Annotated in this window: 18 protein-coding genes and 2 riboswitches; of the genes, 15 read left to right on the forward strand and 3 right to left on the reverse strand. The window is 30.9% G+C overall.

The annotated features are described in order from the left end of the window. Nucleotides 1-1826: 1826 nt before the first annotated feature. The 3 genes from ACMFBB_RS03485 to ACMFBB_RS03495 form a co-directional block, all read right to left on the reverse strand. Complete coding sequence (locus tag ACMFBB_RS03485) at nucleotides 1827-2330, reverse strand: hypothetical protein (RefSeq protein WP_435263072.1); 504 nt, start codon at nucleotides 2328-2330, stop codon at nucleotides 1827-1829. Nucleotides 2331-2509: 179 nt separating this feature from the next. Then, entirely contained in the window at nucleotides 2510-2722 is a 213-nt protein-coding gene (locus ACMFBB_RS03490) for a hypothetical protein (RefSeq protein ID WP_435263073.1), read from the reverse strand. A 189-nt stretch (nucleotides 2723-2911) separates the two neighbouring features. Continuing rightward, nucleotides 2912-4894: a GTP-binding protein gene (locus tag ACMFBB_RS03495; RefSeq protein ID WP_435263074.1), complete on the reverse strand. Its 1983-nt coding sequence runs from the start codon at nucleotides 4892-4894 to the stop codon at nucleotides 2912-2914. Between the two features lie 324 nt (nucleotides 4895-5218). On the opposite strand from ACMFBB_RS03495, the gene ACMFBB_RS03500 reads away from it, so the two are divergent. From ACMFBB_RS03500 to cobM, 15 genes are all read left to right on the forward strand, one after another. Continuing rightward, nucleotides 5219-6676, forward strand: a complete 1458-nt coding sequence (locus ACMFBB_RS03500) for a cobyric acid synthase (protein ID WP_435263075.1) — start codon at nucleotides 5219-5221, stop codon at nucleotides 6674-6676. Beyond that, nucleotides 6676-7683: a pyridoxal phosphate-dependent aminotransferase gene (locus ACMFBB_RS03505; RefSeq protein ID WP_435263076.1), complete on the forward strand. Its 1008-nt coding sequence runs from the start codon at nucleotides 6676-6678 to the stop codon at nucleotides 7681-7683. The genes ACMFBB_RS03500 and ACMFBB_RS03505 overlap by 1 nt, the downstream gene beginning before the upstream one ends. Next, nucleotides 7674-8615 (forward strand): adenosylcobinamide-phosphate synthase CbiB, encoded by a 942-nt coding sequence (gene cbiB, locus ACMFBB_RS03510; RefSeq protein ID WP_435263077.1) that lies wholly within the window; start codon nucleotides 7674-7676, stop codon nucleotides 8613-8615. Before ACMFBB_RS03505 ends, cbiB begins: the two co-directional genes overlap by 10 nt. Beyond that, complete coding sequence (locus tag ACMFBB_RS03515; protein ID WP_435263078.1) at nucleotides 8608-9135, forward strand: AAA family ATPase; 528 nt, start codon at nucleotides 8608-8610, stop codon at nucleotides 9133-9135. Before cbiB ends, ACMFBB_RS03515 begins: the two co-directional genes overlap by 8 nt. Before the next feature lie 13 nt (nucleotides 9136-9148). Continuing rightward, a riboswitch (cobalamin riboswitch) is annotated at nucleotides 9149-9352 on the forward strand. A gap of 93 nt (nucleotides 9353-9445) precedes the next feature. Continuing rightward, nucleotides 9446-11737 carry a TonB-dependent siderophore receptor gene (locus tag ACMFBB_RS03520; protein ID WP_435263079.1) on the forward strand — a complete coding sequence of 764 codons (2292 nt, stop codon included), beginning with the start codon at nucleotides 9446-9448 and terminating at the stop codon, nucleotides 11735-11737. Between the two features lie 5 nt (nucleotides 11738-11742). Next, a complete protein-coding gene (locus ACMFBB_RS03525) occupies nucleotides 11743-13251 on the forward strand; it encodes a PepSY domain-containing protein (RefSeq protein ID WP_435263080.1) in 1509 nt (502 codons plus the stop codon). A 56-nt stretch (nucleotides 13252-13307) separates the two neighbouring features. Next, a riboswitch (cobalamin riboswitch) is annotated at nucleotides 13308-13497 on the forward strand. Nucleotides 13498-13577: 80 nt separating this feature from the next. Then, a complete protein-coding gene (locus ACMFBB_RS03530; RefSeq protein WP_435263081.1) occupies nucleotides 13578-14216 on the forward strand; it encodes a carboxypeptidase-like regulatory domain-containing protein in 639 nt (212 codons plus the stop codon). Nucleotides 14217-14220: 4 nt separating this feature from the next. Then, nucleotides 14221-15021 (forward strand): (2Fe-2S) ferredoxin domain-containing protein, encoded by an 801-nt coding sequence (locus ACMFBB_RS03535; protein WP_435263082.1) that lies wholly within the window; start codon nucleotides 14221-14223, stop codon nucleotides 15019-15021. 2 nt (nucleotides 15022-15023) lie between these two features. Further along, on the forward strand, nucleotides 15024-16568 hold the full coding sequence (gene cobA, locus ACMFBB_RS03540) for a uroporphyrinogen-III C-methyltransferase (RefSeq protein ID WP_435263083.1): 1545 nt from the start codon (nucleotides 15024-15026) through the stop codon (nucleotides 16566-16568). A gap of 3 nt (nucleotides 16569-16571) precedes the next feature. Further along, nucleotides 16572-17504, forward strand: coding sequence for a sirohydrochlorin chelatase (locus ACMFBB_RS03545; protein ID WP_435263084.1), 933 nt, complete (start codon nucleotides 16572-16574; stop codon nucleotides 17502-17504). Beyond that, nucleotides 17501-18211, forward strand: coding sequence for a precorrin-2 C(20)-methyltransferase (gene cobI / locus ACMFBB_RS03550; protein ID WP_435263085.1), 711 nt, complete (start codon nucleotides 17501-17503; stop codon nucleotides 18209-18211). Before ACMFBB_RS03545 ends, cobI begins: the two co-directional genes overlap by 4 nt. Further along, nucleotides 18208-19584, forward strand: coding sequence for a precorrin-3B C(17)-methyltransferase (cobJ, locus tag ACMFBB_RS03555; protein WP_435263086.1), 1377 nt, complete (start codon nucleotides 18208-18210; stop codon nucleotides 19582-19584). The genes cobI and cobJ overlap by 4 nt, the downstream gene beginning before the upstream one ends. A 2-nt stretch (nucleotides 19585-19586) precedes the next feature. After that, nucleotides 19587-20228, forward strand: a complete 642-nt coding sequence (gene bluB, locus ACMFBB_RS03560) for a 5,6-dimethylbenzimidazole synthase (RefSeq protein WP_435263087.1) — start codon at nucleotides 19587-19589, stop codon at nucleotides 20226-20228. After that, nucleotides 20229-21428, forward strand: a complete 1200-nt coding sequence (gene cbiE, locus ACMFBB_RS03565; RefSeq protein ID WP_435263088.1) for a precorrin-6y C5,15-methyltransferase (decarboxylating) subunit CbiE — start codon at nucleotides 20229-20231, stop codon at nucleotides 21426-21428. After that, nucleotides 21429-23270, forward strand: a complete 1842-nt coding sequence (cobM, locus tag ACMFBB_RS03570) for a precorrin-4 C(11)-methyltransferase (RefSeq protein WP_435263089.1) — start codon at nucleotides 21429-21431, stop codon at nucleotides 23268-23270. It abuts the gene before it with no gap. Nucleotides 23271-23276: the final 6 nt, after the last annotated feature.

The following is a 23276-nucleotide window of genomic DNA, read 5'->3' on the forward strand; positions in this document are numbered from 1 at the left end:
ACATATTTTAAGAAATCAAGAATAAAAGCTAAAGTTACACTAATTTATTTGGTTTTATATTTTGTAATAAACAGTGTGGCATAAAATTTACAACAAGAAAATAAATTTCAACAAAAAATACTACTTCTTACATTTTGCAGGTATTAGCGCTTTTACACCGCATTCTTCCGGTTTTTATCTTTTCTGTAAACAATACCAGCAAACAGTTGAATTAGACCATATAAAAACCAGACTTAATTCATTAACTGCAAACACTTTACTCAAATTTTATACGTTAAAAAATATAATACTCCCATTTTCTTAATCTTTTCCAACTTTCCATAATTTAGCCCTCGCCTCCTTAAAAAACTCCATTAACGTAATAAAACAAGGGTTTTCACTTACAGGCTTTTACTGGTTTTTACCTATTTTCTGTTCCCTTTTTTATTCGTTATTTTGACATGTCTTTGGAGACGTCCAATAGACTTTCTTTTTCATAGCAATTTTCCCACTCAATTTTTTGAGTGGGTTCTTTTTTTAAAAGAGTTTATTATTCATCTTTAGTAAAATTAATACCATAAAACTGACTTGTTAGATATCTAAATTTTAACTGGAAATAGCATCCAATATATAATTTCACTTTTATTGTACATCTCCAAAAAACATATTTTACTTACTTTTAGTACAAAAGCAGAAATCCTTAGTAATAATAGATGTTTAGCATTTAAAAATACTTCTTCTATTATTTACAAATTGACATCCTTTTATCACCTAACGCTCCCTATTTTTTTATTTCTACAACAACACCCCTAAAAATTAAATTTAAGCTGTATAAACACTCACACTTAATCAACTAACTACAAACACCTTACTAAAATTTTACACATTAAAAAATATAATTTTATCCACTTTTTTAATCTTTTTAACCTGCCCATAACTAGCCCTCACTCCCTTAAAAAAATCCATTAGCGTAACAAAATAAGGGTTTTTACTTATAGGCTTTTACTGGTTTTTACCTATTTTCTGTTCCCTTTTTTATTCGTAATTTTGACATGTCTTTGGAGACGTCCAATAGACTTTCTTTTTCATAGCAATTTTCCCACTCAATTTATTTGAGTGGGTTATTTTTTTTTATAAGAGTTTATTATTCATCTTTAGTAAAATTAGTACCATAAAACTGACTTGTTATATATGTAACTTTTAATTGGAAATAGCATCCAATATATAATTTGACTTTTGTTGTACATCAAAAAATCAAAATTCTATTAATTTATAATTCAAAAGCAGAAATCCTTAGTAATAATAGATGTTAAGAGTACAACAATACTTCTTGTATTATTTACAAATTGACATCCTTTTATCACCTAACGCTCCCTATTTTTTTATTTCTTCAACAACACCCGTAAAAATTAAATTTAAGTTACATACCCCCTAAACACCTAACCAAATAACTATAAGCACGTTACTCACTTTTTTGGTATTAAAAAATCATAGCACTCTCCATTTATTTGATCTTTTTTACCAGTCTATAATTAGCACTCAACCTCTTAAAAAACTCCATTAGCGTAACAAAATAAGGGTTTTCACCTATAGTATTTTACTGGTTTTCACCTATTTCCTGTTCCCTTTTTTATTCGTTATTTTGACATGTCTTTGGAGACGTCCAACAGACTTTCTTTTTCATAGCAATTTTCCCACTCAATTTACTTGAGTGGGTTCTTTTTTTATAGGAGATCATCATTAAGTTTTACCTACAAAAGAACCATAAAACCGATGTGTTATAATTTAAAATTTTCTTACTTCGTTCAACAGTAGTAAATTTTAAACACCATTATTCCTTTCTATTTTTAAATGTTCTTTAATAAAAAAACACTCAGTAATAGTAATAAAACACCAAGTAACATCATAACAACACCAGCAAAATATTCTTTTGCTTTATAGCTTTCATGAGTTAATAATACTTCATTATCAGATGTCAACTGTAATACATTATTTGCAATCTCACCCTCTTTTAATTTTTTATAATACACCAAAACCTTTGTCCCCTTTTTTAACTTCCTTGCTAACTCAGTATAATTTTGACTGGTATTATGACTATAAAAAACTTCATTCGTAGTATTCAAATTTATTTTTAGAATTTTTAAATTAAAATAAATTGAATATTTACCAGTTGCTTTCGTTCTTTTTAAAACAACCTCCGTATGCTCTATAGTCCCTTTTTGCTGATGAATACTTTTTAGATCTCTAGAATAATTTTCTTTTAAGGTAGAAAAACCCAGCCAGATAAGTGTTACTGAAACTACTACTGAAAAAATAAAAAATATACTTTTTTTGATGATTTGTATATTCATATTTATCTTTTTAGTAGGCAAATTAATTATTTAAATTAAGGGTATAATATCACTACCATTACCTCTTCAATTTGAACTTGACAACTAATATTCCATATTTTTTTTCTGACTGAGTTCTGCATCAACTATTTTAGTTTTATTCCCTCTTACTATTAAATTTCATTCAGTATATATGCTATTTATTCGTCTTCATAATTTCCAAAAAAGAAATATAACAATCCTCCTACCAATATTAATAGAAATCTAATAACCCATCCCATAGTATTTCCCCAAACATCTACCCATGCTAATAACCTTATATTGTAATTAAAAATTGAAAGCACGATAGACATAATTCCCATAGCAGCAAGAATTAATCCTCCTTTTCCTAATTTTGATTTAATGGTTTCCATAAAGTTTTATTTTTAAGTTTGGAATAAAAGTAGCAGATACTTAGACATCAAAAAATAGAGAATTCATTTTAGAGACTTTAGAAGAAATAAGTGATGCGTTTAAAGAAATAAACGCTTTCTAAAAATTTTAAAAAATTATAATACTATACCAGAAGCTTCTACCATAGGTATTCTACAAATTAGAACACATTAAATTACTCGTTCGTCCGCTTTATACGCACCACGACGGTGTAATATCCATTGGGCTTCGTCTAAAGGATTTACCCCTTTATACTCTCGAACAACGCCCTCTCCTTTAGGACAGGTATCATATCCATGGAATTGTACTCTAAGACGCGATTTACCACTCGTTATTGAATTTAATTTTCTGCTAAAATCTAAGGATGTAGCTACAGGAATTCTTCCTTTTAAATGAAACACCTCATCAATAAATACCGGAGTATCAAAGGTGGCTCTTCTCGTACTTAACTCAGAAGTTATTTTTCCTAACAACGATTCATTCGCTTTAATTTCAAAACTTAATATAGGCTCTAATAAATGTGTGCCCCCAATTTTTAACCCTTGCATAATTCCCATAGGAGTTGCTAGGTTAAAATCACCAGGTCTGGAATGTACATTATGATCTTCTCCTTTTATCAACGTAATTTTCACATCAGTTACCTCCCACCCTAAAATTCCTTGTGCCAAGGCTTTCGGAATGGTTCGTTCTATTTCATTTTGATATTTAATATGTACATCATTCTGTGAAACAATTGAATGATAACTAACTCCTGAATTTAACGGAGCAGGCTCAATTAAAAAAGTCATAATTGCCCAACAAGGTTTTGGCATCCAATAACGAATATAGCCCTCTGCTTTTGTGCTAATGGTTTCTTTATAGACCACTTGAGGATCTGTAAAACTTGCATTGATTGAAAAACGTTCTTTTAAAACATGTTCTAAAATTTCAACTTGCATTTGTCCCATTAACAATAATTGTAGCTCCTTCTCTGCTTTAAACCACTTAAAACTTAAAGAAGGTATTTCTCTATCTAATTGTTGCAAAGCATCTGCTAGTACGTTATAATCAGCATTATTATTAGGAATCACCTGAACACTCAATACTGGAATATGCAACTGAGGTAATTTTGGAATTCCTTCTGAACTTCCTAAAACATCACCTGCTTTTGTACCTAAAACACCCGTTATTACCCCAATATCTCCCGATTGTAAAATAACATTATCTACATATTTTGTATTGTGTAATTGTTTTGTTTGATTAATTTTAGTTTCTACCTGTTGCGTATCATTATATATGGTAGATTTAGAAGACAATTTTCCTGAAAAAACTTTTACATGTGCCATCGTACCAAAAACCTTATGATGTTCTAACTTAAACACAAATGCTGAAAGCTCTTTGGTCGTGGTTGTTTTAGAAGTTGGACAATAGGCTACTATTCCATCTAAAAGTTCGGTTACCCCTATATTATTCTTAGCAATACCAGTATATACAGGAGTTATTTTAGTATCTATTGTTAACTTGTGAATACTCTTTACATACTCATCATCTTTAATTGATTCTGAGTTTAAAAAACGCTCCAATAAAAATTCATCACTTTCTAAAATATGCTCAATAGACTTTTCTTTAATTTCACTATCAACGTCACTATTAAAAACTGGAGTTATGGTGGCATCCGTTAATCCATCATTTTCTGAGGCGTACAACACTACTGTTTTAGTTTTTAAATCACGTTCTATCTGGGTAATTGTTCCTTCTGCATCTGCACCTTGACGATCAATTTTATTAATAAAAATAAGGGTTGGTATATGTAACTCTTGTAACGAATCCCAAATATTTAGGGTATGTGCTTGCACCCCTTCTACAGCAGAAACTACTAACACTACCGCATCAACAACACACAATGCACGCTCAACCTCACTTGAAAAATCAACGTGACCAGGCGTATCAATTAAATTAATCTTCGTGTCTTTCCATTCAAAAGAAGTGGTGGCTGCTTTTATAGAAATTCCACGCTCTTTCTCCAGTGCTAAACTATCAGTACTTGTTGACCCTTTATCCACACTCCCCAACGTTCTAATAGCACCTGAATTGTATAAAAAATGCTCGGTAAGTGTGGTTTTACCTGCATCTACATGCGCTAAGACACCTATATTGATTGTTGGTTTCTTCATTATTGAGAGTAATTTGATGTTTTTTAAAATTCCAATTGTAAAATAATAGGAATCCCGTAATAATAAGCCTTTTTTATAGATTAATACTTCTAGCTGAAAGATTTTTTATCAAACCGTCATTAGGAATGAAACAAAGTGAAATGAAGTAATCTCTTCATCACTAACTCTAAACAAATAGTAAACTCTCATTAAACAGATTGCTTCAGTCGTAACCTCCATCGCAATGACCAACATACTCACACCACCAATAATAAAAAACAGCAATTCCCTCACACAAAGTATATATAATTCAATATTTTTGTTTTTCTAAAAAATAAAATTAAAATGCAAAAACTACAACCTATTATGTTAGTTGGCACTGGATCAGATGTTGGAAAGAGCTGGATAACCACAGGTATTTGTAGATGGCTTAAACAAAAAGGATATACCCCTGCTCCGTTTAAAGCCCAAAACATGTCATTAAATAGTTTTTCTACCCCTGATAATTTAGAAATTGGAAGAGCGCAGGCCGTGCAAGCAGAAGCATGTGGTATTCCGCCAACGGTAGCAATGAACCCTATTTTATTAAAACCCTCATCGGTAAATAAATCGCAAATTGTATTACATGGAAAACCAATTGGTGACCAAACTGCCAAGGAATATTTTTTAGGCGACAATAAAAAACACCTGTTTGAAGAAGCTAAAAAATCATTTCATCAACTAGCTTCAAAACAGAATCCTATTGTAATGGAAGGTGCTGGAAGTATTAGTGAATTAAACTTAAAACATAGAGATATTGTAAACATGCGAATGGCTGCTGCTGCCAATGCCTGCGTATATTTAGTAGCAGATATTGATAAAGGAGGCGTATTTGGAAGTGTGTATGGTACTATTGAATTGTTAGAAGAGTGGGAACGTAAATTAGTAAAAGGTATTATTATTAATAAATTTAGAGGAGATACTGCTTTATTTATTGATGGAAAAAAGAAACTAGAAGAACTCACTAAGATTCCTGTTTTGGGTATTTTACCCTATGCAAAAGATATTGTAATTGAAGAAGAAGATTCCGTTGCCTTAAACCAACGAAAAACTACGGCAGTTGAAAACAAATTAAATGTAGCCGTGGTGAAACTCCATTACATGTCTAACTACACCGATTTTCAATCGTTAGAACAAGAACCGCTAATCAATTTATATTTTACTAGAAATTCGGAAGAACTAAACAAAGCAGATGTACTCATTATTCCGGGTACAAAAAATACGATTGAAGATTTAATAGCCTTAAAAAAAGATGGATTAGATACCATTATCAAAAAACAATATGCACACATTCCTGTTATTGGGATTTGTGGAGGCTACCAAATGTTAGGAAATACTGTTAAAGATCCTTTTTCAGTAGAAAGTAATAATTTACAAGAAAAAGGATTAGGATTGTTTAATATTGAAACCACACTAACAAAAACGAAACAAACGGTACAGCGTAATTTTCAGTTTAAAAACTTTAAACAACCTTGTGAAGGTTATGAAATTCATATGGGAGAAACGATTGTGCCTAAAAACAAGCATTTAAATCGTATTAATAATAAAGAAGAGGGCTATTTTGATGGAAATAAAAGTTGGGGAACCTACTTGCACGGTATTTTTGACAATCAAGAAATTGTAACAGAACTACTACAAGTAAAATACCCAAATGCTGAAGCTATCAATTATAAAGCTTTTAAATCGGCACAATTTGATAAATTAGCTGATTGGATTGATGAAAATTTAGACATGGAAACCATTGTAAAAAATAGCGAACAATAATGTTAAACGGCCATGGAGATGACCTTCATTTGATAGAAGGGGAAATTAAGCACAACTTTAGTTCAAATGTGTATTATAAAGGATGCCCAAAATCGTTACTTGATGAAATTTCAAGGAACGTTCATAGAATTGAAAGCTACCCCTCACCTATTGCCAATGAGTTGAATGAATTAGCAGCAAAAAAATTTCAGCTTACTAGCGATCAATTTTTGTTTACCAACGGAGCAACAGAAGCCTTTTATTTAATAGCGCAGTTATTTTCAGCAAAAAAAGCAGCTATTGTAGCACCAACTTTTGCTGAATACGAAGATGCTTGTAGTATTTTTAAGTTGGACTATCAGTTAATTTCTAGAGCAGCAGTAAAAGACACGAATGCAGATCTTCTATTTATATGCAACCCCAACAACCCAACTGGTACTATTTTTTCTAAAAAGGAACTGGAACTTCTTTTTAAGGAAAAACCAAGGACTACATTTGTTATTGATGAAGCGTATATTGAATTTACCAACAATCTAGAATCAGTTGCTTCATTAACTTCCACGCATACAAATTTAATTGTCGTTCGCTCATTAACAAAAACATTTACGATTCCTGGATTACGATTAGGCTATATCATATCAAACCCCTCAAACATTAGTGCACTTTTAGCACTAAAGATGCCTTGGAGTGTGAATACGTTAGCTATAAAAGCGGGTGAATTCATTTTTAACAATTATGAAACACTTCAATTCAATGCCTCTGAATTGTTAGAAGAAACTACTATTTTTAAGAAAGAGCTTGAACAAGTAAAAGGTATAAAAGTTTGTGAAAGTAACACCTCTTATTTTTTAATTGAATTGCTAAATAGATCGGCAAAAGAGTTAAAAAAATATTTAATAGAAAAGCATCAAATTTTGATTAGAGACGCCACAAACTTCAACAATTTAGAAGGAGAGCACATTCGTCTTTCAACACAAAGTAAAGCTACTAATCAACTACTTATTCAAGCGTTAAAAGAATGGATTTAGCTTCAATTTATATACTAGTTATTGCATTTGGTTTGGATTTACTATTAGGAGATCCTAAAAAACTACCACATCTTATTATTCTATTTGGTAATAGTATTTCTTTGGGTGAGAAATGGCTTAATAAAAACAAGTACCAACTTTTAAAAGGTGCGCTTTTAACAATTACTTTAGTTAGTATTTCTTTTACGGTACCGTATTTAATTATAAAGTGGCTACATGTATGTAATTTTAAAAGTATTGCCACTGTGTTTTCGGTTGTAATGCTGTTTTACTGCCTAGCCAACAAAACATTAGTAAAAGAAGGCTATGCTGTTTTTAATACACTTAAAAACGAAGGATTAGAAGCTGGACGTAAACGTTTATCGTGGATTGTTGGTCGTGAAACGAATAAATTAAATGAACAGCAAATTAGAGTTGCAACTTTTGAAACGATGTCTGAAAATTTAAGTGACGGTGTCATTGCTCCGCTTTTTTATTTTTTGGTATTAGGAGTTCCCGGAGCCATGGCGTATAAAATGATTAATACCTTAGACTCTATGATTGGCTATAAAAATGATCGGTATCTTTTATTTGGTCGGTTTGCCGCAAAGCTCGACGATGTTGTTAATTATATCCCTGCTAGAATTACAGCACTATTAATGTTACTTGTTCAGTTTAAAATACATGGAATTTCTTTTGTTTTCAAAGAAGGAAAAAAACATAGTAGCCCTAATGCTGGATACCCAGAAGCCGCTTTAGCATTCATTTTAAATTGTCAATTTGGTGGTCCTAATTATTATCATGGCAAATTAGTTGATAAACCTTTTATAGGAAACAACAACAGGAATATAGAACATGATGAAATTAAAAGAGTTGCTTCTATTAACTATGGGGCAAGTAGTATTTTTATTGCAATTATCATAGGGGTACTCATATTTTTTCAACATGTATAACCTACCTAAAAAATATATAATTACAGGGGCTCCAGGCACTGGGAAAACCACGTTAATAAATCTTTTAAAAGATACAGTTCCTTGCATGGACGAAGTTTCTAGAAGAGTTATTATTGATGAGCAAAAAAATAATAAAAATGGAATGCCTTGGGGAGACATACATCGTTTTACAAATCTTGTTTTCAAATTAACAACTAAAGAATTATTGAATCCAAGTACTCAAATTTGTGATCGATCTTTATTAGATTTAGAAGCTTATTTAACACTAGCAAACAAACCGATTCCTACTTACCTTAGAGATTTCCCTTATAAAGAAACATATCATACAACTGTTTTTTTTGCCCCTACTTGGTTTGAAATATACTGTAAGGATTCCCAAAGACTGCAAGAGTTTGACTACTGTTTAAAGTTAGAAAAATTGCTAATTCAACAGTATACTAAAAAAGGCTTCGAAATTATAATGCTTCCTAAAACTTCTCTTTTAAAAAGAAAAAAAATAATTATCGATTCAATTCTGTAATAAAAAATTCTATATATTCGCCCCGATTTTTGGTTTCTTATTCTTTTGTAATTTTAGAATAAGAATTAAAAGGGAATTTGGTGCAAATCCAAAACTGTTCCCGCAACTGTAAAGCTTATTAAAGGCTTCATTAATAAAAACCACTGTAGGTGAAACTATGGGAAGGTAAATGAACGCTAAGCTAAGTCAGGAGACCTGCCTAAATCAAAACATAATTTAAACTTTCGGGAATAAAAGTTAATGTGTTGGATGGCCTAATTTTCTTTAGGCTTCTTACTCTATATTTTAATTTCTGAACAAATAAAACACCATGAAATTAAAATTAGTATTCTTTTTTCTTATTAGCACCAACCTATTGTTTGCACAAAAAGAAAAATCTAGCAAACTGTTAAACAAACAAAACAATCAACCGATCCAGTTTTGTTCTATTTTGAATAACAATTCTCAAAAAGGAAGCATCTCAAATAATAAAGGTATTTTCAAAATTACGGGAACACCTAATGACAGCATTATAATTTCATATATAGGGTATAAATCAGTTAGCTTTTTATTTAAAAACTTACCTTCAGTTATTTATTTACAACCAACATCCTTTGAATTAAAAGAAATAGACCTTTCTGCTAACAGCAGAAAAATTGTTGAATTAAATAAACTTCAAATAAAAAACTTAGATGCTCCATTAACAACAAATAATGTAAGCTCAAAATTAATTAAGCTCAGGAACTCAAATGATTTAGGAAGTGCTGTAAAAAGTGCTACAGGGGTAAGGCCCATAAACAGGTACGGAGGTTTTCAAACATTTAGAATAAGAGGGTTTAATAATTTCGTACTCTTATATGACGGAGTAAGAGATGAACGCCATAACCTCTCAACAAGTGCTCCTAGTACCAACTTAGCTAATGTTGACCATATTGAAGTACTCAAAGGGCCTTCAAGTGTTATGTTTGGGCACTCTGCTTTGGGAGGAATTATTAATATTGTTCGTAAAAAACCAACCTCTACTTTTACTGGAGAATTTAGTGCTACCTATGGCTCTTTTGACACCTATGAAATGTCTGCAGGTATGGGAGGCCCCATAAATAAAAAATTAAAATATAGGGTAGATTTTGGGCTTACTAAGTCAAATGGTTGGAGAGATTATGGCGTGAACACTAATAACGCTTCTTTTTCACTTAACTATACGCCAACCCAAAAAGATATTTTAGAAGTATCGTTTCAAACCAATAACGATATATATGATACAGACACAGGTATTCCTGTTGATGAAAATGGAAATATTGTTGCAGGAATGGATCCAAAAACAAGATACAATGATCCGCAAGATTATTTAAAGCATACACGTTTTGACTTAAACGTTAAATATAAACATCAATTTAATAGTAAACTAAAACTTACTAATAGTTTTTCATGGTCTGATGATGATATCAATTACCTATCTACTGAATGGCTTTATTTTAATGCAGCTAAAGATTCAATAACTAGAGGATTTCCTTTTTACTTTAATCACAAAACTAAAACTATTCAAAACCAATTTGACCTAACCTATTCATTCAAAACAGGGAGTGTAAAACATAAATCTCTAGTTGGTAATTCTATAACTTTTTTAGATAGAAAATCATTTAGAGGAAGCGTAATTGGTCCTGGTGTAAAAACTACTATTTCAGTAATAAACCCTATTTTAAACCAAGGACACATAGAAGCTGTTGATGAAAGAGTACAAATAAGGGATGAATTTAATAGTGGTTTTTATTGGCAAAACTGGTCAGATATTTCCAATCAGCTTAAAGCTCTTATTGGTATTCGTTATGATATTTTTAAAGGAACATATGCTACCGATAAAATTAATGCAGATAGATTACTCATTGAAGCTGGTAAAGAAACAAAAATTCCTTCAACAGCTTTAAGTTATAGAGCTGGTTTGGTATATCAACCTTTTAAAAATTTTAGTGTTTTCTCTTCATATTCTAACTATTTTAAACCTTCTAGAACAATATCTCCAAGCAGTCAAATCTTTGATCCAGAAAAAGGATATCAATTAGAAGGAGGTATTAAATTTGAAAAATTGAACAAACTAAATATTACTTTATCTAGTTTTTACATTTTAAAACATAACATAGTAGAACGAAATAAAGTTAATGAATACCGTCAAATTGGAGAGGCAGATTCTAAAGGAGTAGAATTTGATATAGAATATACGCCGTTAAAAAATATATATTTGAAAGCTGGATACTCATTTACAGAAGCTAAAATACGTGCTTATGACACAAGTGATTCTCAACTAAAAAAAGAGGGAAACACATTGCCTTTCACTCCAAAGCATTTAGCTAATATGTGGCTTAACTATGAGTTAAAAAATGGACTAGGCTTTGGTATTGGTGGTAATTACACAAGTGATAATTTTACAAACTCTAATAATTTATACAAACTACCTGCATATGCTCTTCTTGATGGTGCTATTTATTATCAAAAAAACAATATAAGAATAGGTTTAAATATAAATAACATCACCAACAAATTATATTTTACTGATGCTATTTATGAGTATCAATTCTTTCCGGGAGCTGAAAGAAACTTTAGATTAAATCTAAGCTATAAATTTTAAATCCCTTGAAAAAACTTATAACTATACATCATTATTTAGGCACTTTATTTTTTATGCTATTCCTTGTTTGGTTTCTTTCAGGGTTTGTAATGATGTATAAAAGTTTTCCTTTTTTAGATAAGAAAGGAAAAATACAAAGTAAAGAACTAACAAGCTTAACTAGCAAGAAAATAGTTCCTCCTTCTTCTATCTTTGAACTCGATTCTATAGAAACAATTCACAAACTAAGAATCAATGCTATTCTTAACAACATCGTTTACCATATAGAAACTGGTTCTGGAAAGCTCGTTTCAAGATATGCTAAAAATGGAGAGCTTGTAAAGCTTACTAAAAAAAAAGCTTTAGCTATCGCTCAAAATGCTACTAATTTAAAAAGCACAGCTCAAGTAACTATTATTAAAGAAGTAGATCAATGGATTCCTAGACCCAAATACATTAAACATTTACCTGTTTACAAAGTAAAGTTCAATAACCAAGAGCATACATGGGTGCATATTTCTTCTCTTACTGGAGAAGTTTTAAATATTACAACTTACAACGATCGTTTTTGGGCTTGGCTTGGGGCTATACCGCATTGGATTTATTTTAAAGACATTCGTATACACAGTTATTTTTGGCAACAACTTATTTTATGGTTGGCTGGATTGGGTTTACTAATGACACTTACTGGAATAGTTACGGGGTTAATTCGTTATAAGAAGAAACCTAAAGCAAACTTTAAAAGATTTAAAAACAAATGGTATAACCTACATTATTATTTTGGTTTAGGTTTTGGTTTATTTATTTGTACATGGGTATTTAGTGGTTTTATGAGTATGACTCCTTTTAACTGGGTACCAAGTTCATCTTTAAATGCTAAAGAAAAAAAAGTGTGGCAAGGGCAAAACTTCAACTTAAAAAGTATTACTAGTAAAAATTGGGATACTCTAAAAAAAATTGCCTCCAAGTCAAATTTTAAAGAAATACATTTTTCATTATTTAACAATAACATCTTTATTGAAAAATTCAACAAAGATACCGTTGAAAATCATTGCATTACAAATAGTAATTATAAAGTATCAAACAATCAATATGCATCAAAAATTAACGAGTTTCATCCACAAGAAAAAGTAACCAAATTATTAGTACTTGATGCATATGATTCCTATTATTATGATAGAAAAAATATAAAAACACTTCCTGTTGTTAAAATTATTACAAACCAGGATACCTATTATTACATCAATCCAAAAACTAATAGAGTACTTCTTAAATCTGCTCCAAAAAACAGAGCTGAAAGATGGTTGTATCATGGCCTTCATAGTTTGGATTTTTCATTTCTTACAAAAAATCGACCGCTATGGGATATTGTACTAATTTTCTTACTCATTGGAGGAACTGTTACCTGTATAACAGCAACAGGATTAGGAATTAAATTTATAAAACGAAAGACAAAAAAACACCTAAAAAAAAATAAATTAAAACGAAAAAAAAATATAACATATACTAAACGACGCACAATAACTATTAAATAACTCATTTTATAATCAATCTTTTAAATCAAAAAATTATATATACATTTGTCATAATATATGGTTTCTTGTTCTTTAGTAATTTTTAGAATATAGAATTAAAAGGGAATTTGGTGTGAATCCAAAACTGTTCCCGCAACTGTAAAGCTTATTAAAGGCTTCATTAATAAAAACCACTGTAGTAAAACTATGGGAAGGTAAATGAATGCTAAGCTAAGTCAGGAGACCTGCCAGTATTGAAGTAATTTATAATAGTAACTCTCGGGTAAAGAGTTAGAAATTATGTTTTATCATATTTTCTTTCACTGCCTGCTTAATTTCATTTTTAAATGCAAAAATTGATTTTATGCAGTTTATGGATATTATTTTTTTCACTATCTATATTCGCACAAAATAAAACCATTCAAGGTAAAGTAACTGATCAAGAAACTCAGTTAACAATTTCACGAGTACGTATAACAGCGAACAAAACACTTTTAGCAACCACCAACGAAACAGGTGAATTTTCTATAACATTAGAAAAGTTTCCACTAAAAGTAACCTTCTCTTCTGAAGGGTATTTGAAAAAAACTATCGTACTAAAAAAAGAAACCAAAAATTTAAATATTACACTAGAAAAAGAAGTTATTCAACTTTCAGAAATTGTCATCAATTCTAAAAATCAAAAAAAGCTAGGAATTCAAAAGGTTTCAAAAATTTCATTACAATTAAGACCTATTAACAGTGCGCATGATTTTTTAAAAACAGTACCTGGTTTATTTATTGCTCAACATGCTGAAGGTGGAAAAGCTGAACAGATATTCCTTAGAGGATTTGATAATGATCATGGTACTGACTTTGCTGTTCTTGTAGATGATATTGGTGTTAATTTAAGCTCACATGCTCATGGACAAGGATATGCTGATTTGCATTTTTTAATTCCTGGAACTCCTTTTTCAACAAAATTAAACCTAACATATTTCTTTTAAAATTATGGGTAAAAATATAGCCAATACTACTCATACCTTTTTCTTTTGTGATGGAGGATCATGCCAAAAAGCAGGCAGTGAAAAAGTAGTTAGAGAAGCAAGAGCTTATCTAAGAAATAATGAACTTTGGGATACTACCCATACAATTAAAACCAGATGCAACGGTAGATGTGAAGATGCACCTACCTGTATTGTAAGTCCAGGTGAATTTTGGTATAAAGAACTTACTCCTGAAAAAATTACTCCTATCATAAAAAGACACATTGATAATGAAGAACTAGTTGAAAGTGAATTATTATATAAAAAAGGCTGGAATCAACAAGTTTCTAATAACGAAAGAGCTCCAATAAAACCCAAACCTTTTGAATTAAAAAATGATAAAGAACTAGATGAGTGTTACATTACTAGAGGTTTTAGTTCTGATCAATATTTGTATCCTTTATTCTTGTATCTTAAAGAAAATCCTGAAGGAGTTTCACTTTCTATGCCTAATGAATTACCTATTCCATTTGATGATATTATTGCTCTAGATTATTCAAAAGCGCACGTACTTGAGATACACACAAAAACAACTTGTATTACCCTAACCATCGCTTCAGTACCAAAAGACAATAAAGAATTACAAAAATCGAAAATTTCAAGTACGGAGTATTTTTACCAAAAAGAAACAAAACTAAGTGGTATTCGATTTAAAAATAAATTTGGCGAAATTTTAGGAAGAATTTTATTCGACTCAATCAAAAATAAAGCTTGGAAATATTGTACTAAAATACAATTACAAAATACGGCCTTAAATTTAATATAAACATGAATAAACACGTTTCAATATTGGGAATAGGATGGTTGGGATTGCCATTAGCACTACAACTTCAAAAAAGTGGTTATTCTGTTAATGGAAGTACTTCTAGGCTTAATAACTTGAAATCGCTCTCTAAATTTTCTTTTCACACCTCTAGAATTAAAATTGAAGCAGATGCAATTATTGGTGACTGGGAATCTTTTATTCATGAAACATCAACATTGATTATCAATTTTCCACCAAAGCGAATTGATACTATTGAAACAATACATCCACTTCAAATTAAACAGATTATAAAACATACTCCAAAAACAACAAAAGTTATTTTTGTTAGTTCAACATCTGTATATCAAAACACCAATAACCTTGTAAATGAAACGCTACATTGTAATCCAGAAAAAGCTTCTGGTAAGGCACTTATTAAAGCAGAAAAACTATTACAACAACATTTTGAAAATAACCTAACAATCCTTCGTTTAGCAGGGTTAATTGGCCCAAAACGCCATCCTGGAAGGTTTCTTGCTAATAAAAAACAATTAAAAAACCCGAATGTTCCTGTTAATCTGATACATCAAAATGATGCAATTAACCTTATTAAAGAAATTTTAGCGCAAGAGTGTTTTGGTAAAATTATTAACGGCTGTGCAGATGTACACCCAAAAAGAAAAGACTTTTATCAAAATGCCGCTAATAAATTAAATATGCTTCCTCCTATTTTTGATTTTTCAACTAAAGAAAATTATAAAATAGTTGATAATTCTAAATCGAAATCATTGCTAAATTTTGAATATCAATTTTCAAATCCTGAATGGATTTTCACAAAAGAATATTTACCCGAAATTTCTATTGTTGGTTGTGGTCCAGGTAACAAAAACTTGTTGACTTTAAAAGCATTTGAGGCTATTGAAAAGGCTGAAGTTCTTTTACATGATAATTTAATTTCTGATGAAATATTAGCAATAAACACTCAAGCTGAACATATTTATGTAGGTAGAAAATACGGAGATAAGGGCGATCAAGAAACACGCCAAAACAACATCAATTCTTTGATGAAAAAACATTGTGAACAAGGAAACAAAGTGGTTCGTATAAAATCTGGTGATCCATATATTTATGGGAGAGCCGCCGAAGAAGTGCGCTTTTTAAAACAGCACAATTTACCTTTTACTGTTGTTCCAGGAATTTCAGCTGCCTTAGCTGCTGCTAGCTCTGTAAATATTCCAATCACAGAAAGAAGACAGTCGAATGCTATTCTAATTTGTACCGCTCACACTGCTGATTATTCTACAGCTCAACTTAACGGAATTGCCGAAATGTTAAACGCTGGTAATACACTAGCGTTATATATGGGCTTAAAAAGTATGGATAAAATTGTTCCTAAATTAATGGAAGTATGTAAAAACCCTAACATCCCTATTAATGCAGTTTCAAATGTATCAAGAGAAAATGAAGTGTTACTTTCTTCAACCTTAGGAACCATAGAAAACGATATAAAAAAACAAGAGCTACAAATGCCTGTAGTATTTTTAATAGGGGTAAAACCAATTAATTAAACAATGAAGAAAGGAATTTTACTTTGCGGACACGGTAGTAGAACCAAAACTGGAACTAATGCTTTTAAAGAATTAGTTTCTATTTTAAAAGCGCGTTATACAAATTATGAAGTTGATTATGGTTTTTTAGAGTTTAATCATCCTGTGTATGAAGCTTCTATTGAACGAATGTATCAAAAGGGAATCCGTGAAATTTATGCGCTACCAATCATACTTTTTGCTGGCTCACATGCTAAAAATGATATTCCGTATGAAATGAATACCATTCAAAGTTATTACAGCGATTTAACTATAAAAATGGGGAAACACCTTGGTGTGAATTCATTTTTGCTAGAACTTGCACAAAAAAGAGTTTTAGAAGAAGAAAGTAAGCATTCTCCAATGGACAGAAAAGAAGTTTGTTTAATGGTAGTAGGTAGAGGAACCACTGATACTGATGCCAACTCTGATGTTCACAAATTAGCTTGCATGCTAGGAGAAGGTATGGGATTTGGTTTTACAACAGTTTCTTATAGTGGTACAGCCTATCCTTCAGTTACTAAAAGTTTAGAGCTAACAAGTAAAATGGGGTTTAAACGAACTATTGCTATCCCATTTTTCTTTTTTACAGGTATCCTATTAGAACGCATTTATAATCAAATTCGAACATTTAGTGAAACTTCTCCTTATGAATATGTGTATACCAAAGCTTTTGGTAGCGATGAGCTTATTTTAAAAGCATTTGATGAGCGACTAGATGAAGCTATTAATGGTACTGCTAATATGAATTGCCAATTGTGTAAATACAGAAAACAAATTGTTGGTGTAGAATCTGAAGTAGGAAAAGAACAAGTAGGACATCATTTAGGTGTAAAGGGCGTTTTATTTGAAGAAAATGAAAAGATTGATCAGAAAAACAGCGTATTTACTAAAATAAAAAAAGGTTTAGGAATATGATAAAAGGTACTATATACGGTGTTTCTCTTGGTCATGGTGATTCCGAATTAATTACTTTAAAAGGATTAAAAGCCTTACAGAAAGCAGATAAAATATATTACCCTGGCTCTTTATTTAAAAATGGTAGAAAAGCTAGTTATTCATTATCTATATTAGAAAAATACAATTTAGATAAAGAGAAACTTAAAGGTTTTTATTTAAAAATGGATTTGGAAAGAGCGCAAGCCAAAACTATTTATGAAACCACATTCCAAAAAATACTTTCTGATTATAAACAAGGGCTTTCTATAGCAGTTGTAAGTGAAGGGGACATTAGTACGTTTAGCTCTTTTTCTTATTTGTTAGAAAAAATACAAGCACATGATCTAAATATTAATTTAATTCCGGGTATTAGTTCTTACTTGCATTTAGCATCAGAAAGTAAAATACCACTGTGTTTACAAAATGAAAAAGTAGTAGTAATTCCTCGCATACAAACCAAAGAAGAACTTCAAGAGGCTATTGCTTATTTCGACACTGTTGTATTAATGAAAATAATATCGGTTGTTGATATTATTTCTACTGTTCTTGACCCAACAAAACATAGCATTACATACGCAGAACGCTTAGGTACTGACCAACAATTTATCACTACCAATTGGGCAACTGCAAATCAAAGAGAAATACCTTATTTCTCTCTTATTATTATTAAAAAAATCAACAAATGAAAATAACTGTAGCAGGCTTAGGACCTGGAGATATAAATTATATGTTACCCGTAGTTAAAAATGCTTTAGAAAAAGCAGATGTAATTATTGGTTATGATTATTATTTTCAATTTGGAGCATCACTTTTTAAAAAAAATGCTGAACTTATTTCTATGCCTTTGGGTAAAGAAGAAGCAAGAGCACATAAAGCTATAGAAAAAGCAAAAGAAGACAAACATGTTGTTGTTATTGGTTCTGGAGACGCCAGTATTTATGCCATGGCTGCCATTGTTTATGAAGTAGTATCTAAAGGAAATGATAGTGCTATTGAATTAGAAACCTTACCTGGTGTTTCTGCCTTTTTAGCAGCAGGAAGTAAATTAGGAGCACCGTTAGGTCACGATTTTTGTTGTATTTCTTTGTCTGACTTAATGACGCCTTGGAATAAAATTGAGCAAAGAATTAAAGCTGCTGCAATGGGTGATTTTGTAACCAGTTTATACAACCCAAAAAGTAAAAAGAGACATTGGCAGTTAGGTAGATTACAAAAAATATTTTTAGCTGAACGCTCCCCTTCTACCCCAGTAGCTATTATAAGACATGTAACACGACCAGAAGAAGAACTTAAAATTACTACTTTAGGAGAATTCAATCCTGATGATGTAGATATGTTTTGCTTAGTTATGATTGGAAACTCTCAAACCTATCGCTTTAAAGATTATTTGGTTACTCCTAGAGGGTATCTAAATAGAAAACCACATACAGGTAAAGAAATTCAACAAGAAAGTTTTAGAATTGTTACCGATCATATTAAAGAATTAAACTACTCTATCGCTGATAAATGGGCTATAACAAGAGTAATACATACCACTGGTATTTTAGAAGATTTCAATCAATATTCAGCAACTCCTGAGGCTATTTGTAATTGGCATAATCACCTTAAAAATGGTGGAGAAATCGTAACTGATGTTACCATGGTAAAAGCAGGGATTACAAAAGCTTTCATAAAAGAATACGGAAATCAAATTCATTGTTTATTAAATGATGAAGATGCACAAGCGCTAGCTAAATCGGAAAATATTACGCGTTCTCAAGCAGGTATTAGAAAAGCCATTGAAAAGCATCCAAATGCTTTATATGTTATAGGAAACGCACCTACAGCTTTATTTGAAATTGTTGATCAATTAAGAGAAAATCCTTCTTTTGAACCAGCTGGAATAGTAGGTGTACCTGTTGGTTTTGTTAATGTTTTAGAATCAAAAGAACAGTTATCTCAAATTACAACTACCGACTGGGTAATTATTGAAGGAAATAGAGGTGGAAGTAATGTTGCTGCTGCTATTGTAAATGCTGCTTTTACATTGCCGGAATCCTCAAATTATTTTAAATCGTAAAAATGAATCAATTTACTTCAGAAAATATAGAAACATTAGAACAAATAATTCTTGCACGAAGAGATGTAAGAGGAAATCGTTTTATAAACACTCCTATTCTTCAAAAGGATTTAGATAAAATTTTATTTGCTGGAGTAAACGCACCGTCTGTTGGGTTTTCTCAACCATGGGAATTTGTGGTTATTAAAGATTTAAACATTAGAAATAAAATAAAAGACAGTTTTTTTGAAGAAAATCAAAAAGCAAAAACTCTTTTTGAAGGAAAAAAAGCTGATGCTTACACACAACTAAAATTAGAAGGAATTATAGAATCGGCATTAAACATAGCTGTTTTTTATAAACCAAGTGAACACCCCGTTTTAGGGCAAACTACTATGAAAGAAGCTGGTGTTTACTCAGTAGTATGCGCTATTCAAAATATGTGGTTAATGGCAAGAGCTTTAAATGTTGGCTTAGGTTGGGTAAGTATTTTAGATCCCAATAAGATTAAAACTATTTTAAACGCTCCCAAAGACAGACAATTAATAGGCTATTTATGTTTAGGACACGTAGATAAATTTTATGAAAACCCTGAATTAGAACGTTTACAGTGGGAAAAACGTAAGAATATTAACGATGTTGTTATTAAAGAACGCTATCAATAAATGAAGCAAATACATTCACATATCGATTTTTATTTAATTGGAATTAGCAATCACCCTAGTCCAAAATTGAATGATGATGTCTTGAAATTAATTAAAAAAGCAAGTGTTTTTTCTGGTGGAAAACGACATTATCAACTGGTAAAATCATTATTACCTAAAAATCATAGTTGGATTGAAATCTCAGGAAAAATGGATTCGTTAATTCAACAGTACAAAAATTTCGAAGTTTCTATTGTTGTTTTTGCCTCTGGAGATCCTTTTTTCTATGGTTTTGGAAATACGCTTAAACGCTTATTACCCAGTGCAAAATTAAAAGCTTTCCCATATTTTAATAGTATTCAGTTATTATGTCATAAAACACAGACCAATTATAATAACTTAAAGTCAATATCGGTTCACGGTAGAGACTGGACGGCTTTAGATGAAGCTTTAATTCATAGACACGAATTAATTGGTGTATTAACTGATAGTAAGAAAACACCTGCCGAAATTGCTAAACGCATGCTTCAATATGGTTTTGATAATTATTCAATAACCGTTGGTGAAGCTTTAGATGGAAATAACGAACATATTGAACAACTAGATTTAACTACTTGTTCTACTAAAATGCATGATAATTTAAACTGTATATTATTAAAACAAATAGCTCCGAAAAACAAACATTTTGGCATTCCTGACACTGCTTTCATTCCGTTAACAAATCGGCCAAATATGATTACTAAAATGGCTATTCGTTTAACTACAATTAGTACGTTAGAATTACAAAATAAAAAAGTTTTCTGGGATATAGGTTCCTGTACAGGATCAGTAGCAATTGAGGCTAAACAACATTTTCCGCATTTGAAAATTGTAGCTTTTGAAAAACGAACAGAATGTAATAATATTATTGGTCAAAACTTAGAACGTTTTTCTACTCCTGGTATTGAACTTATTATTGATGATTTTTTTAACCTTAATCTGAAAGATTTCCCTATTCCTGATGTTATTTTCATTGGTGGTCACGGAGGAAGATTAAAAGAATTAATTCATAGAATTCATGAAATAAATCCATCAGTACGATATGTTACCAATGCCGTTACAGAAAATAGTACCAACATATTTATAAAAGAACTTACAAAATTGAACTACCTAGTTAGCACTAACATTATTCAAGTAAATAAACATAACAAAATTAGCATTCACACAGCTGAACAAAAATAAATGAGAAAAATAGCCATCATAGCAGTCACTGAAAGAGGATTAGAAAAAGCCCTTAGAATTCAGAAAGAATTTCCAAAATCATTGGTCATAACTACTTTACAATCTAGTAATGAAAATGTATCAACTATTTCGTCAATTTCTGACTATTTAGCTGATAATTTCGAAAAGCTTAATGGAATTTGTTTTGTAACGGCCCTAGGGATTTGTGTTCGTTTAATTGCTCCGTATATTCAAGATAAAAATACCGATCCCGCAATAATTTCTGTAGATGATTTAGGTTTACATGTGCAATCTGTATTAAGCGGACATAAAGGTGGAGCTAATGATTTTGCATCAAAAACGGCTAGTGTATTAGGAGCAAATGCTATAATATCGACCTCAAGTGATGTGCAAAATATTTGGGCCTTAGATACCCTTGGAAATCAATTTGATTGGCAAACAGAAAGCTCAATAGCTACAAATAAAATAATGGCGTTGTTTGCTAATAATAAACCAACTGCATTACTTTTAGATATTAAAGATAAAGGAACTCAATATTTAGAAAAAACAATTCCACATTTTGTAACTGTTTTTTATAATGAAAACGATATTGACTATACACAGTTCGAATTATTTATTGCAGTAAGTTATAAAATTTACGAAGCAAAAATTCCTAGTCTATTTTTAATTCCTAAAGTACTATCTGTTGGTTCTGGGTGCTCTAAACAATTAGATTTCGAGTTATTTCAAGAAACATTAAAATCAAAACTAGCCGCTGAAAGATTATACTTTTCTGCAATTAAAAATTTTGGTTCTATTGATATTAAAGCTGAACAGCAAGCTTATTTAGATTTTAGTAAGAATAACAATATTCCATTTACCACATTTTCTTCAGATAAAATAAACACCATTACGATACCTAACCCTAGTGAAATGGTTCTATCAAAAATAGGTGTTAATGGTGTATCAGAATCATGTGCTATGCTGCTATCTGGGAACAGTGAATTACTTGTTGAAAAACAAAAAATACATTTAGATACAAACGAAAAGTTCACATTTTCTGTTGCTATAGATAAGAATGCAACTCGAAAAACAGCAGTTGCAATTATTGGTGCTGGACCAGGTGATGAAGAATTAATAACGGTAAAAGGAAAAAAATATTTAGAAGAAGCAGATTGTGTGTTATATGCAGGAAGTTTGATTCCTGAAGAAATGACTAATTGGTGTAAATCAGGAGCTATTGTTAGAAACTCTGCTATGATGACTTTAGAAGAACAAGTTTCTTTAATGCAAGAACATTATAAAAAAGGAAACACTATTGTTCGTTTACAATCTGGTGACCCTTCTTTGTACGGAGCAATTCAAGAACAAATGACCATTTTTGATGAACTAGAAATGGATTATTTTATTGTACCTGGAATATCTTCTTTTAGTGCAGCCGCTGCAGTATTAAAATCGGAATTTACAATTCCTGAAGTTGTACAATCTATTGTATTAACCCGAGGTGAAGGAAAAACTCCAATGCCCTCAAAAGAAAGCATTGCTGCTTTTGCAGCAACCAATGCTACCATGTGTATTTTTTTGAGTGCTGGAATTGCTAAAAAAGTACAAGCTCAATTATTAGATCATTTTGATCCTGATACCCCTGTAGCGGTTATGTATCGAATTTCTTGGAAGGATGAAGAAATCTTTCAAGGAAAATTAGAAAATCTAGCACAAATTGTAAAAGAAAGTAAAAAAACTAGAACAGTATTAATTATAGTGGGTCGTGCTATTGGAGCTCGAAAAAACAGGTCTCAATTATACAGTCCTGAATGGAAACATATCTTTAGAACCAATAAGAAATTTGTAGTTACTGAATAATTTATA

This window comes from Tenacibaculum sp. nBUS_03 (assembly GCF_051201695.1).
In the GTDB taxonomy this organism is placed as follows: Bacteria; Bacteroidota; Bacteroidia; order Flavobacteriales; family Flavobacteriaceae; genus Polaribacter.